This is a genomic window from Arthrobacter sp. FW306-1B-F12A (assembly GCF_058781865.1).
Window position 1 is genome coordinate 40,507 of sequence record NZ_JBYSXD010000006.1, and the last position, 13,161, is coordinate 53,667.

General features: G+C 64.5%; 12 protein-coding genes. 7 read left to right on the top strand and 5 right to left on the bottom strand.

Features of this window, described 5'->3' with window-relative positions; all coding sequences use genetic code 11:
* The first annotated feature begins 8 nt into the window (after positions 1–8).
* The gene (locus AC3WJU_RS04925; RefSeq protein ID WP_492259285.1) at positions 9–2,558 is read left to right on the top strand and encodes an ATP-dependent DNA ligase; all 2,550 of its coding nucleotides are present in this window, start codon (positions 9–11) and stop codon (positions 2,556–2,558) included.
* 122 nt (positions 2,559–2,680) lie between these two features.
* Here the strand turns inward: AC3WJU_RS04925 and AC3WJU_RS04930 are convergent, their stop codons facing one another.
* Positions 2,681–2,941: a hypothetical protein gene (locus AC3WJU_RS04930; RefSeq protein WP_284990778.1), complete on the bottom strand. Its 261-nt coding sequence runs from the start codon at positions 2,939–2,941 to the stop codon at positions 2,681–2,683.
* Between the two features lie 72 nt (positions 2,942–3,013).
* Entirely contained in the window at positions 3,014–3,241 is a 228-nt protein-coding gene (locus AC3WJU_RS04935) for a hypothetical protein (RefSeq protein WP_306964467.1), read from the bottom strand.
* A 321-nt stretch (positions 3,242–3,562) separates the two neighbouring features.
* Here AC3WJU_RS04935 and AC3WJU_RS04940 point away from each other — a divergent pair, with 321 nt between their 5' ends.
* Positions 3,563–4,366 (top strand): putative protein N(5)-glutamine methyltransferase, encoded by an 804-nt coding sequence (locus AC3WJU_RS04940; RefSeq protein WP_307053863.1) that lies wholly within the window; start codon positions 3,563–3,565, stop codon positions 4,364–4,366.
* A 255-nt stretch (positions 4,367–4,621) separates the two neighbouring features.
* Positions 4,622–6,208 (top strand): MFS transporter, encoded by a 1,587-nt coding sequence (locus tag AC3WJU_RS04945; protein WP_441433388.1) that lies wholly within the window; start codon positions 4,622–4,624, stop codon positions 6,206–6,208.
* A 113-nt stretch (positions 6,209–6,321) separates the two neighbouring features.
* On the opposite strand, the gene AC3WJU_RS04950 is transcribed toward AC3WJU_RS04945, so the two are convergent.
* On the bottom strand, positions 6,322–6,849 hold the full coding sequence (locus tag AC3WJU_RS04950; RefSeq protein ID WP_492259286.1) for a hypothetical protein: 528 nt from the start codon (positions 6,847–6,849) through the stop codon (positions 6,322–6,324).
* Between the two features lie 168 nt (positions 6,850–7,017).
* Between AC3WJU_RS04950 and AC3WJU_RS04955 the strand changes: the two genes are divergently transcribed.
* Genes AC3WJU_RS04955 through AC3WJU_RS04965 form a run of 3 tightly spaced genes read left to right on the top strand, consistent with a single transcriptional unit; the run spans position 7,018 to position 9,512 of the window.
* The gene (locus AC3WJU_RS04955; protein WP_059388398.1) at positions 7,018–7,737 is read left to right on the top strand and encodes a response regulator transcription factor; all 720 of its coding nucleotides are present in this window, start codon (positions 7,018–7,020) and stop codon (positions 7,735–7,737) included.
* Positions 7,734–9,101 carry a sensor histidine kinase gene (locus AC3WJU_RS04960; RefSeq protein WP_492259287.1) on the top strand — a complete coding sequence of 456 codons (1,368 nt, stop codon included), beginning with the start codon at positions 7,734–7,736 and terminating at the stop codon, positions 9,099–9,101. The genes AC3WJU_RS04955 and AC3WJU_RS04960 overlap by 4 nt, the downstream gene beginning before the upstream one ends.
* 9 nt (positions 9,102–9,110) lie before the next feature.
* Entirely contained in the window at positions 9,111–9,512 is a 402-nt protein-coding gene (locus AC3WJU_RS04965; protein ID WP_284990784.1) for a VOC family protein, read from the top strand.
* Here AC3WJU_RS04965 and AC3WJU_RS04970 read toward each other — a convergent pair whose 3' ends face one another.
* Positions 9,513–10,004 carry a GtrA family protein gene (locus AC3WJU_RS04970; RefSeq protein WP_492259288.1) on the bottom strand — a complete coding sequence of 164 codons (492 nt, stop codon included), beginning with the start codon at positions 10,002–10,004 and terminating at the stop codon, positions 9,513–9,515.
* Positions 10,005–10,216: 212 nt separating this feature from the next.
* Between AC3WJU_RS04970 and AC3WJU_RS04975 the strand changes: the two genes are divergently transcribed.
* On the top strand, positions 10,217–11,785 hold the full coding sequence (locus tag AC3WJU_RS04975) for a DUF2142 domain-containing protein (RefSeq protein ID WP_492259289.1): 1,569 nt from the start codon (positions 10,217–10,219) through the stop codon (positions 11,783–11,785).
* A 21-nt stretch (positions 11,786–11,806) separates the two neighbouring features.
* Here the strand turns inward: AC3WJU_RS04975 and AC3WJU_RS04980 are convergent, their stop codons facing one another.
* Positions 11,807–13,120 carry a hypothetical protein gene (locus AC3WJU_RS04980; RefSeq protein WP_492259290.1) on the bottom strand — a complete coding sequence of 438 codons (1,314 nt, stop codon included), beginning with the start codon at positions 13,118–13,120 and terminating at the stop codon, positions 11,807–11,809.
* Between the last annotated feature and the right edge of the window lie 41 nt (positions 13,121–13,161).

The window sequence follows — 13,161 nt, forward strand, 5'->3', positions numbered from 1 at the left end:
GTGAAGAGGTGGCAACCAGCCAGAAGGAACGCGTCAACGTTGAAGGCCATGAACTGACGCTCACCAACCTGGGCAAAATCATCTACCCGGAGACTGGCACCACCAAGGCCGAAGTGCTCGAATACTATGCCGCCGTTGCCCCGTTCCTGATCCCGGCTGCCGCCAACCGGCCCGCCACCCGGAAGCGCTGGGTCCACGGAGTAGGGACCACGTCGGATCCCGGGCCTATGTTCTTCCAGAAGAACCTGGACGACTCCACGCCGTCATGGGTTCCCCGGGTCACCATCCAGCACAGGGAACACAGCAACGTTTATCCGCTCGTCAACAACCTCGCCACGCTCACCTGGCTGGCCCAGATTGCAGCCTTGGAAATCCACGTGCCGCAATGGCAAGTGGACGCCGACGGGACCATGCTGCCGCCGGACCGCCTTGTCCTGGACCTCGACCCCGGTCCCGGCACCGGCCTTTCCGAATGCGTCGAAGTCGCCAAGTTGGCTCGCAGCATCCTGCAGGACATCGGCCTCGATCCGGTTCCTGTGACGAGCGGCAGCAAAGGGATCCATCTCTACGCCGGACTGGATGGCACCCGCAAATGGGAGCAGGTCTCCGCGTTCGCGCACGAATTGGCGCGCTCGCTTGAGGCCGACCATCCGGACCTCGTGGTCAGCGACATGAAGAAAACCCTGCGCAACGGCAAGGTGCTGGTGGATTGGAGCCAGAATAGCGGGAACAAGACCACCATCGTGCCGTACTCCCTCCGCGGTCGCGCCCACCCCATGGTCGCCGCCCCGAGGACGTGGCGCGAACTCGCATCGCCCAAGCTCGAGCATCTGGACTTCACGGCCGTCATGGAGCGCGTCAAAGGGGGAAAGGACCCCTTCGCCGCGGTGGCGGGCGGGCACGCCACTTCGCACTCGAACGGCGGTTCCAGAACCAAGAACGACGACGGCGGCCCGCCCCACTCGCACCGCGCGGGCACCGGCGCGGCCGGCGTCAGCACCGCCGTCGGGGGCGCGGCCTTGAACCCTCGGCTGGCCAGCTACGTGGACAAGCGCGATCCGCAGCGGACCCCCGAACCGTTTCCCGCCGTCGAGCACCAAGCCGGTTCGCGCCCCCTCCAGTCCGACGCGGAACCCAATCCGCCCGGCGGAATTTTCGTCATCCAGGAGCACCATGCCCGCCGTTTCCACCTGGATTTCCGGCTGGAGCACAACGGCGTCCTGGCGTCGTGGGCCTTGCCGCGGGGCGTGCCCGACACTCCGGACAAGAACCACCTCGCGGTGCGCACGGAGGACCACCCGATGGAGTATGCGCAATTCGCGGGCATCATTCCGAAGGGCGAATACGGTGCCGGGACGGTCAGCATCTGGGACAGCGGCGAGTTCGAGTGCGAAAAATGGCGCGACGGCAAGGAAGTCATCGCTACCCTCACCGGAAAGCCCGGCGGCGGATTGCACGGGACCCGCCGCTTCGCGCTCATCCACACCGGGGAGTCGCCGTCGCAATGGCTGATCCACCTGATGAAGGACAAACCGGGCCATCGGACGGTGCTGTTGCCTGACTCCCGGCCCCAACCGATCGGGACCCCCAGCTACGCGCCCATGCTCGCAACCTCCGGGACAACCGCCGATGTCTCCTCCGGCGACTGGCTGTTTGAGCTCAAGTGGGACGGTTTCCGGGCGATCGTTTCAGGCTCGGGCGGCAAGATCAGGTTGACCAGCCGCTCGGGGATCGACATGACACCCACCTACCCCGAACTGGCGGATCCGCGCTATTGGCCTGACCACGACTTCGTGGCCGATGGCGAAATCGTCGCACTCAGCAAGAACGGCCGGCCCAGCTTCGAGCTGCTCCAGAAGCGGATGAACCTCTTCAAGCCCGGCGACGTCGAACGTGCCCGGGCCGCGGTCCCCGTGCAGCTCATGGTGTTCGATCTCCTGTACGACGCCGGGTCCCACGGCGGTGCCGACCTCACGTCCCTGCCGCTCAGCGAGCGCCGGGAAAAGCTGGCGGAGTTCCGTGCCAAGCTGCCGGCCCAGGGTTCCCCTATCCATGTGTCCGAGATCCTGGAACATGACCTTGACGACATCCTGGCCAGCGCCGGCGAGCTTGGCTTGGAGGGCGTCATGGCCAAGCGCGCGGATAGCCGGTACCAGCCGGGGCGGCGCAGCAGGTCCTGGATCAAGCTCAAGTTGGAACGCACGCAGGAAGTGGTGGTGGGTGGCTGGCGGCCCGGCTCCGGGACGAGGCTGGGGACCATTGGCGCGTTGCTGGTGGGGATTCCCGACGGCGACAAGCTGCGCTACGCGGGCCGGGTGGGCACAGGGTTCAAGGACTGGCAACTGCGCGATATCCTGAAGCGCCTGCAAGGTCTCGATCGCCCGGACTCTCCGTTCCATGACATCCCGGCCGAGGACGCCGCCACGGCGCACTGGGTTTCGCCCGAGCTCGTGGGAGAGGTGACGTTCGGCGATTGGACCGGCGCCGAGAGAATGCGCCATCCCGTCTGGCGCGGCTGGCGCCCCGACAAGTCTCCCGACGACGTCGAGCGCGCATAACCCAGGCCCGCACGCTTACGCCTCCCGCACGTAACTCAGCCCAACTAACTGGCAGCAGATGTCGTTATGAGGGCTCAGAACGACATTAAGTGCGAGTCAGTTGGGCTGAGGAGGGTGGGTTCCTAGGAGGAGTGCGGCATCTGCGGACGGCTGGTGCGGTGGACCGCGGTGACTGCCGCCTGCTGGCCTACGCGGCCGTGGCTTGCGCCGCGGTCCTTGGGGTGCTTGGCCTTGCCGCTGACGTCCGGCCAGGCCGGTCCTTGGGTCGAGCCGAGGGCCATGGCCACCGTTGCCGGGGCTGGCATGGGCGCTTTATCCATGGACTCGACCAAGTGGCTGGCCACCTCGGAGTTGATTTGTTGCTCAACGTGCTTCGCAGCCATTGTTCTTCCTTTCTGCATTGAAACGAAGGGATTTTCCATACTAGGTGGGAGCGGTCCGCTTGTCTGCAGGATCTACCAGCGGACTTTCTTCTCGGACTTGGCCAGCTTGCCACTCGCCTGAGTGGGTTTGTGTCCTTTTCCGGTGCTTTGCCAGCCGTTCCCTGCCCCGCCACGGGACTTGCTGGCCAGCATCTCCTTCTGGGCGTCAGTCAGTTTCGATCTGACACCGGCCGCCGGGGCGATGGTTTCCTGCGCTTCTGGTTCCTGCCCGGCGTCGGTTTCGGGTGTGTTCGGTGTCATGCAGTGGACTCCTTAGAGCTCTTGATGTGCCGGAGGAGGTATCGGGACGCGACGTCCGCTGCGAGACCCTGGGGTCTAGTGAAAGCAACAGGAACGGCGCGGAGGCGAAGCCTCAACAGGCATGGATTTTTGTCGGTTCAAACTCAGCGGTGACCCGCTGGCCTATTCAAAAATCAGTGTTCCCATGCACCCACCCTAGACACTCCGGGCTGTGTTTGTGAACCCCGGCTTTCGTCGAAGCCGTTTCAGGCGTGGTTCCCGACTCCACCCTCGGCTAGCATGGCCCGGAGAGCACCCCTCGGTACCCCGAAAGGCTCTCCTATGTCAGCACCCACGTTCCAGCCGTCCCATTCCGCCGTCACGGCACGGCTCCGTTCTGCCGGTTGCGTCTTCGCCGAAGAAGAGGCCCGGCTCCTGATCGCCGCGGCGCACGCTCCCGAGGAGCTTGACTGCCTGGTGGAACAACGCGTCTCGGGTTTACCCCTTGAATACCTCCTGGGCTGGGCAGAGTTCTGCGGCCAACACATCGCCGTGGACCCTGGCGTCTTCGTCCCCCGGCGCCGCACGGAGTACCTCGTCCAGGCGGCGGCCCGCCTCGCCCGGCCGGGCGCCGTCGTCGTCGATCTTTGCTGTGGTTCGGGTGCCGTCGGCGCCGCTTTGCTTGCCGCGGCGGGCGGCATCGAGCTTCACGCGGCCGACGTCGACCCCTCTGCGGTCCGCTGCGCCCGCCGTAACCTCGGCCCGGTGGGCGGCCAGGTGCACGAAGGCGATCTCTATTCGGCGCTGCCGGACGCTCTTCGCGGCCGGGTTGACGTCCTGGTGGCCAACGCTCCCTACGTCCCCACGGACTCGATCGGGATGATGCCGCCAGAGGCCCGACTGCATGAACCGCGGGTGGCGCTCGACGGCGGCTCGGATGGTTTGGATGTGCAGCGCAGGATCGCTGGGGAGGCTCCGTTGTGGCTGGCTCCCGGTGGTCGGCTGCTGATCGAAACGAGCGTCCGGCAGGCCGCGACGACGGCGGCCCTGTTCGAGGACGCCGGGCTGTCCGCGCGGGTGGTCCATTCTGGAGAATTCGATGCCACGGTGGTGTTGGGAAAACAACGGGCAATCCACCGGAAATGATCAGCAAACTGTGCGTTCCGGGGCCCTGAATCAAACAATTTGGTAACGCACCTCCGGAGCACGCCAAAATCCGCGTGATTCCGGGGCTGGAGGGGGTCCGTGGATGTCAGACATTTGTGCCCGAAAGGGCCCGGAATGGCCCCGAAATTCGGAGCCCAACTCTAAGATTGGGCGAATCTCGCGTAAAATTGAAACCCTGCCCAGAGCGGAGCAGCTGTATGTCGCAAGCAAATGATCTCCCTAGGAGAAACACAAATGCCCACAGACCGAAGCATCACCGACTCTTCAGCAGGCGCTAGGAACGCCGCTGCAACGAGCAAGAACGCACCACGCGGTGCCTCAAAATTGAAACTTCCAACACGCCGTCGACTCAAGGTATCCGACGTCAACGTCGTTGACCAGCCCATGCTGAAAAAAGCACTCGGCGGGACGATCGTCGGCAACACGATGGAATGGTACGACGTCGGCGTGTTTGGCTACCTCATCACCACGATGGGGCCGGTCTTCCTGCCCGAGGCGGACAAGTCCGTGCAGACCCTGTTCCTGCTGGGAACATTCGCCGCAACCTTCGTGGCACGCCCCCTCGGCGGCGTTGTCTTCGGGTGGTTGGGCGACAAGGTGGGCCGCCAGAAGGTGCTCGCCACAACACTCTTGCTGATGGCGGCAAGCACCTTCGCCGTCGGACTCCTGCCCGGTTACGCACAAATCGGTATCTGGGCAGCGGCACTGCTCGTCATCCTGAAGCTTGTCCAGGGTTTCTCCACCGGCGGCGAGTACGCCGGCGCCACCACGTTCGTGAGCGAGTACGCTCCGGACAAGCGCCGCGGTTTCTTCGCGAGCTTCCTGGACATGGGCTCCTACATCGGCTTCGCCCTTGGCGCGGCGCTCGTGTCCATCCTGCAGCTCACCATCGGCCAATCGGCCATGGAGGACTGGGGCTGGCGTCTGCCCTTCCTCATTGCGGGTCCGCTCGGCGTCATCGCCGTGTACTTCCGTAGCAAGATCGAGGAATCACCCCAGTTCCAAGCCACTTTGGATGCCCAGGAGGCCCTCGCCGCGGACGCCGCAGCGGGCGACGCCGCGGTAGCCAAGGGTCCCATCGGCATCGTGAAGGCTTACTGGCGCCAGATCATCCTCGCCATGATCCTCGCCGCCGCCGCCAACACGGTGGGCTACATGCTGACTTCCTACATGCCCACGTACCTGACCGAGTCCAAGGGCTACGACCCTATTCATGGCACGCTGCTGACCATCCCCGTTTTGGTCGTCATGTCAGTCTGCATCCCGTTGACGGGCAAGCTCTCCGACCGGATCGGCCGCCGGCCCGTCCTGTGGATCGGGGCCGTCAGCACGGTCGTGTTCGCTGTTCCGGCCTTCCTGCTGATCGGCATCGGCGACATTTGGTCCACGCTTGCCGGCCTGGCCCTGATCGCCTTCCCGGTCACGTTCTATATAGCCAACCTCGCCTCCGCGCTTCCGGCGCTGTTCCCGACCTCGAGCCGTTACGGGGGAATGGGCATCGCCTACAACTTCTCCGTAGCGATCTTCGGCGGCACCACGCCATTCATTGTCGCCGCCTTGATCCAAGGCACCGGCAACGACATGATGCCCGCGTATTACCTCATGGGAACGTCCGTGGTTGGCGCAATCGCCATCTACTTCCTGCGCGAATCCGCACAGCGGCCACTTCCGGGCTCCATGCCAAGCGTGGACACGCAGGCCGAAGCCCGCGAGCTGGTTGCCACCCAGGACACCAACCCGTTGATCGACCTCGACGAAATGCCGTTCGACGACGGTCCCCTCGTAGCGGCGGATCCGGACCGGGACCCCGTTCCGGCCTAGGCACACTGCCGGTCCAGACACAGGGCGGACGGGGGCTGCGGGCGGCCCGCGTCTGCACAACAAGGCTGGTTATTTGTGGCGGTCCCGCCACAAATAACCAGCCTTGCCGCCGTTTAAGCCTTGCGGTCGGCTTTCTGCTCCTGCATGCGTTTTGCCTGCGCCTGGATCTTCGGGCCGTAGCCGCCGTTCAGGGCTGTGTCCCTGATGTGGGTTGCCTTGGCCACCCGGTCGCCGTCGGCTGCGTCCTTCAGCGCTTTCAGGTCCGCTTGCAGCGCGGCTGGAAGCTTCGCGGCCAGTTTCGGGCGCTTGTCCAGGATGAACGTGGCGATCTTCGCGGCTCGTTGGCCGTAGTTCGGTTTGCTGCTGTCACCGTTCACGAAGAACCGCAGGGCCGCCGCGAGCGGATGCCGCGCGAGAGCCGTCTTGGCCGCCGCCGTTGCCGTTGCCGTCGCTGCCGTGGCCTCGGACTGGGAGGTGGCTGCCGCCGTCGTGCTCGGGCTACTTGCGGTTGCGGCGTTGGCGGCGATCACGCCGCCGCCCAGCAGGAGGCCTGCTGCGAGGACGCTGACGACGGCGGTGCGCGCTTTGGTGCGCTTGCGGCCCTCAACGGGGGTGCTGGAGCTCGGGATGCTGTTGTTCATGGTCCGTGTCCTTTGTTCCGGCCGGTGGTCGATCCGCCAGCGCTCTTCACCACACTCTGGTCCGGCCGCATGAATTGAGTGTTCGGCCAATGTTCGAGGAATGTAAAACCGTCCCCGGCGGCCGACGAGGACGCTCCACAGGCTTGATCCTTGCTGTTGAATGGACGCATGGAAGACAGCCGCGGATTGGTGCTGATTGCCGAGGATGAACGGGCAATTGCCGATATCCAACGCCTCTATCTGGGCCGCGCGGGTTTCGGTGTACACGTTGAGCGGGACGGGGTGTCCGCGTTGGCACAGATCAAGCGACTCAAACCGGTCGCGGTGATTCTCGATGTCGGCCTGCCCGGTCTGGACGGGATCGAGCTTTGCAGGCAACTGCGGCAGGCAGAGGACTGGACGCCGGTACTGTTCGTCACGGCCCGGGATGAGGAGGTGGACCGCGTCCTTGGCCTGGAATTGGGCGCGGACGACTATCTCACCAAGCCGTTTTCGCCCTCCGAACTAGTGGCGCGGGTCAAGGCGGTCCTGCGCCGGACCGAAGGAACCCCACGTTCCAAACCGCTCGTGCTGGGCAGCGTCGAACTGGATCCGCTGAACCGGACCGCACGCGCGGGAACCGAGGAACTCACCCTGACGGCCACCGAATTCGACCTCCTCGCGTACCTCATGGCGCAGCCTGGCCGGGTCTTTTCCCGGGAGCAGCTCCTGTCCGCCGTGTGGGGGCAGGCCAGTTATGCCGCCGGGCGGACAGTGGATGTGCACATCGCGCAGCTCCGTGCCAAGCTCGGCGAGCACTCCCCCATCGCGACGAGCCGCGGCGTCGGCTATTCGGCCGCGCCTCCCCATTCGTCCGTGCTCCGTCCCGGCGCCGGAGGAGCCACGTGAGGCGCTGGTTCGGCACACTGGCCGGACGCACGACGGCGGTGATCGCCGCCGTCGCGACCGTCGCCGTCGTACTTGCCGGCCTTCTGGCGGCGCAACTGGTCAACGCCACGGCGGTTGACGAAGCCAAGAAGTACCTCGCGGTCGAGGCCGATTCCCTCAGCAAGCAGTCAAGCCTTGGGAGCCTGCAGGACCTGCGCACAGATCTGCTCACGCACGGCGCGAGGCTCGCGCAAATCAGCACCGACGGCCGCGTGACAGGCGGCGGGGCGAGGCTGGTGGATGCAAAGACCGTCGCGGAGGTATTGACCGGAAAGTCGGTCTCGACGTCGGTGAACGGTCCACAAAACACCGTGGTCCTCGAAGCCCGGCCCTTGGCGGCCGGCGGAGGCGTGGTGCTGGCGCAGCCCGTGTCCGAAATCCGCGCGGCCGCCGCTCCCCTCCTGAGCCGCATGCTGATTGCCCTCGCGGTCTGCCTCGTGTTCGCCATCGTCGCCGGTGGCCTGTTGGCGCAATGGTTGAGCCGGCCGCTGGTGCGTACGGCGCATTCGGCCCATCGGCTCGCAGCCGGAGAACGATCCGTGGCCGTAGCACCCGGCGGCCCGGCCGAAGTGGTGGAGGTGTCGCAGGCGCTGGCGGCCCTCGACGCCGCGCTCCGTACCAGCGAGGGCCGCCAACGCGAGTTCCTGCTCTCCATTTCGCACGAAATCCGGACACCACTTACCGCGCTGCGGGGCTACGCCGAAGCGCTTGCCGATGGCGTGGTCAGCGGAGACGACGTGAGCGGGGTCGGACGGACGCTCGTGGCCGAAACCAACCGCCTGGACCGTTTTGTCCGCGATCTCCTGGAATTGGCACGGCTTGAGTCCGATGATTTCCGCGTGGAACTCCAGCCTGTGGACGCATCCTTGATCCTGCGCGAGAGTTGGCAGGCCTGGCAAGCGGTGTGCGTCCAGAACGGAATTGCCGGTCGGCTCGAACTGCCTTCCGGGCCATTGCCGGTCCGCAGCGATGGCCAGCGCCTGCGCCAAGTGGTGGACGGCTTGCTGGAAAACGCGCTGCGCGTGACCCCTGAAAGCGCTCCCGTTGTGCTCGCCGCTTACCTTTCCGGCAACGGACTCACCGTTGAAGTGCGCGACGGCGGCCCTGGCCTCACGGAGGCGGATGCCTCCGTCGCGTTCGAACGCGGTGCGCTCTTTGCCAGATACAGCGGAGAACGGCCGGTTGGAAGCGGACTCGGTTTGTCCATCGCGGCAAGGATCGTGCAGCGGATGGGCGGTCGCATCAGTGTGCGCGCGGCGCGTGAGGGCGGCGCGGCATTTGTCGTGGAGTTGCCCGGCATTCCCGCGGGCCCCCGTCAACCGTAGACTCTGCGCATGGCTGATGTTCCGGTGGGTTCGCTGCACCACGTAGAAATTTGGGTACCCCACATCAGCCGGGCGCAGGAAGAATGGGGCTGGCTGCTGGCCGAACTGGGCTACGAACAATTCCAGGAGTGGCCCGAGGGCTGCAGTTGGAAACTCGGAGGCACGTACATCGTGATCGAACAGTCCGCGGCCCTCACGGGAAGCACGCACCGCAGGACGGAGCCCGGGCTCAACCACCTCGCCTTCCATGCCGGCACCAGGGAGAACGTGGACCGGCTCCGGGAGCTCGGCGCGGACTCGGGCTGGTACGAGATGTTCGAGAGCAAATATCCCCACGCCGGCGGGCCGGGCCACTACGCCGCCTATCTGGTGAATACCGACGGCTACGAGGTAGAGCTGGTAGCCGGCTGATCAGCCGTCTGCGGCAGTGGGGCTGAATTCGGAATCGTCTTGTTGATCTTTCCCGGAGTTACGGGCATCGGTGCGGAAAATCCAGTATTTGTAGAGGAAGAAATTCCAGGTCATTGTCGAAACCGTGGCCACTACTTTTCCACCCGCATAGGTGAGGGCGAGGCTATCGAAAAGATTGACGATGATGTCCGTTGCGAAGACGTTGAAAACGACTAGGAGGCCGTACCGGAACATGCTGACGTGCTGCCGGTTATTGGACTGGAAAGTATATGAGCGCTGGACGAAATAGTTGAAGACGAGGCTCGCGAGGAAAGCAGCTGGCGTGGCAAACCACAAGTCAACCCCAAAGCCTTCGTGCAACAGAACCAGCAGGCCAAGATCAATGGCGAAGGAGAGCCCTCCCACGATCAAGAATTTCAAGAGGTGGCTACGGTGGACAAAGCCCACCAAGCGCGTCACTTGAGCACGCGGGTCTAGCGCCACTGTTAGCACCCCAAAATCGTCAATGTCATATAAACTGCGGCTTCCGGCGGAGACAGCCTCGCCTCAGCGACCGCAAGGCTCGATCAATCATAACGGCTCCGGTTCCAGCGAAACGCCGCGCATCGAACCGCCAAACCGTGCCGATGGCCTGTTTCGACCGGCTTCAGGCGGTCTCGTCCAGCCGGGTTGTTGGCGATCGGGTGCGATAACGTATCAGGACGATGGTTACCAATTCTCCAGCCCTGCCACGCGCAGCACGCAGGCCGGGCGCACTGCCCACACTGCGGTTCACGTTCATTGCGTTCCCCATCATTGCCGTGCTTTCCATGATTTGGGTGTTCGCCTCACCCCTGATGTCAGTGCCCGACGAGCCGGCCCACACCATCAAAGCCGCGGCAGTCGCCCGTGGTGAGCTCACGGGAAGCTCAACAGGCAAGCAGGGCGAGCAGACTATTGTCACGGTTCCGAGATACATTTCCACCATCAGCGCCCAAGGTTGCTTCGCTTTCAAAATCGCCATGACGCCTGCGTGCGCACCTCCACTCGACCCCGCAGCGCGGGACCTCGTGCAAGCCCAAACGAGCGCCGGCAATTACAACCCGATGTACTACGCGATGGTCGGCCTTCCCTCACGGTTCATGGCGGGCGAGCCCGCGATCTACCTGATGCGCCTGATCAGTGCCCTGATCTGCTCAGTGTTCCTTGCGGCCACCATCGGCGCTGCGGCGTCATTGCGCCGTCGCTTCTGGCCAATGGCGAGCTGCCTGGTTTCCATCACGCCGATGGTGCTTTTTCTCAACGGCTCGATCAATCCCAATGCGCTTGAAGTGGTTACGACTTCTGCCTTGTTTCTCAACCTATGCGTCGTTCTCGAGAATTACCGGAATCTCAAGAACGTTCGGACAAGCATCGTTATTGTCGGGATTTCCGGAGCCGTTTTGGCCAATACCCGCGCTCTTTCGTTGCTCTGGCTGGCGGTGGCGCTAGTTTCAGCCGTGTTGATTTTCGGAATAAAGCCGATGGTCGCCGTCGTGAAGAACCGATTGGGCCTGGCCATGACCGCGCTCATCGGCCTTGGTTGCGCTGCCAGTCTCGCCTGGCTGGTCGCGGCAAATAGCCTGAGCAGCCTGACGGGTACCCCCAGTGATGTGACACCGGACCAGGCCTTCGTCACGATGCTGGACCGCTCATTCGACTATGCGTCCGGCTATATCGGAATCATGGGCTGGCTGGACACCGGCGCACCCGCCGCGGTCTACGCCTTCTGGCACTTTGCCTTTGCGGCCGTCATCATCGGCGGCCTCACCGCACGGCCTCTGCGGGCCCGGCCCGCAGTCTGGATCCTGCTTGTCGCGGTATTGATCCTGCCGCCCATCCTTCAGGCCCAGGTAATACAGCAAATTGGCTACATCTGGCAGGGCAGATACTTGCTGGCCCTGTTTGTCTTGCTTCTGCTCGCCTGCGGAGTGGCCATGCGCATGCGCCCGACACCACGGGGACCATGGGCGCGTTCCCTGTCTCCGTGGCTCTTTGCCGGAGCCGTTGGCGTACACGTTTACCTCTTTGTGTTTGTCCTCCGGCGGTACACGATAGGTCTCCAAACCCATACGAACTGGACGGAAATGTTCGATCCGCTGTGGCAGCCGCCCCTCACTTGGGAAGGGCTGACAACCGCATACCTCCTGGTACTTGTTGCGGGTGCAGTCATCTCACACAGGATCCTCTTTCCGCGCATCCCGCGTTTTCCCCGGAATGTTGAGCGCAGCGAAGCCGAACTCATCGCTACCTAGCGCACGGACCCCCCATCCGGGTCAGTCGAGGATGCGACAGGGGAGCTTGACGCCTTTGATCGACCAATCCGTCGGGGCGATCGGAACGATCTGCTCCGGTTCGGCCCCGGGCGTCCGGCATGCCGCTCGGGCCTGCTCGAGATGGTCCGCCCAGATTGGTCCGAACTCGCGCCCCACGGCCACGGGGAAGAAGTAGACGAGCATCAGCACGGCCAAAACGCCGAGCACCGCCGGCCGTGCAGAGCGCCCCAGAACCTCGCCCAGAAGCGGCAAGAGTGCGAGCAGGAACATGGACGGCGCAACAGCGTACCGCCCGAGGTGCAAGGCGTTCCAGCCGGCGTCGTCGAAAGCGGCGTAGTCGAGGAACGGCCGGAAGTTCAGGGCCACGGCTGCGCACGCTATGACGACCGAGCCGCCCAGGAACGCGCCTGCGGCAACCCTCTCGCGCGTTCCACCCCGAACAAGGATGAGCGCGGTCGCTGCAAGGAAGAGGACCCCCGCCAGCACCACGGGCACCCAACCGAAACGGACTACCACGCGGGATATCTGTCCGGCGGTACCGAACATTACGGCGGACGGGCCGTCGACGAACCACCCGTATACGACCGATAGCCAATTCACCGGCGGTGCGGCCGGGTTTTCGCGCGGGAACGCCAGCGTCGTGAAAACCTGCGCCCCAACGCCAACGAGGAGGGCTAGCCTCGGACCCCAAAGGCGTGCGTCCCGCAGCCTGTAGAGAAACAGGGGGACGAACACTGCGGCCTGTATTTCCGTAAGGCCCACGAGCAGCGCCGCAACCGTCAGGAGGACACCCTCGGCCCATGTCCGGGGCCGTTTCAAAAGGAGCCACGGCGCCAAGTACAGGAAGTACCAATGCAGGTTTGCGAGGTTTCCGAGAGCCTCCTCAGGGCTGGCAGCGACCAAGACGGGCACCGCTGCGAACCCAAGCCGGACCCAGGTATTACTGGACAGCGCGGACGAGCAGTGGAACACGAGCGCGGCCACGCCGCCCACGATCAGGCACGCCGCCACGGTCACCGCGATCGCCCACGCGTCCACAGGAAGCAGTCTTACGACCAGCCACGCCACCCCGCGGGGCACGACGTGGAGGTAGCCCTGGTAGGGGGCAAAGATGCCCCGGAGGCCTGCGTCCTTGAGCACGTCATTGATGAAGATCCCGCCATCTTCGGCCCACAGGGTTCCGATAGCCGGGCCCGGGAGTCGCGCCAGCGAAATCAGTGCCGAGACCAGGACGATCGACGCGTACACCACAGGGTTCCGCGAGCGGACAGTAGGAGCGAAAAAGGCGCGACGGCGCACGGTCAGGACAGCCAAGCGGGGACCCCCAAAAGAAAATTGCAGACAGGAGGCCGATT

Bases quoted from the DNA above. Each gene is read 5' to 3' on its own strand.
- AC3WJU_RS04930 (WP_284990778.1), bottom strand. From the start codon at position 2,941: ATGGCTGCGAAGCACGTTGAGCAACAAATCAACTCCGAGGTGGCCAGC.
- AC3WJU_RS04935 (WP_306964467.1), bottom strand. From the start codon at position 3,241: ATGACACCGAACACACCCGAAACCGACGCCGGGCAGGAACCAGAAGCG.
- AC3WJU_RS04940 (WP_307053863.1), top strand. From the start codon at position 3,563: ATGTCAGCACCCACGTTCCAGCCGTCCCATTCCGCCGTCACGGCACGG.
- AC3WJU_RS04945 (WP_441433388.1), top strand. From the start codon at position 4,622: ATGCCCACAGACCGAAGCATCACCGACTCTTCAGCAGGCGCTAGGAAC.
- AC3WJU_RS04950 (WP_492259286.1), bottom strand. From the start codon at position 6,849: ATGAACAACAGCATCCCGAGCTCCAGCACCCCCGTTGAGGGCCGCAAG.
- AC3WJU_RS04955 (WP_059388398.1), top strand. From the start codon at position 7,018: ATGGAAGACAGCCGCGGATTGGTGCTGATTGCCGAGGATGAACGGGCA.
- AC3WJU_RS04965 (WP_284990784.1), top strand. From the start codon at position 9,111: ATGGCTGATGTTCCGGTGGGTTCGCTGCACCACGTAGAAATTTGGGTA.
- AC3WJU_RS04975 (WP_492259289.1), top strand. From the start codon at position 10,217: ATGGTTACCAATTCTCCAGCCCTGCCACGCGCAGCACGCAGGCCGGGC.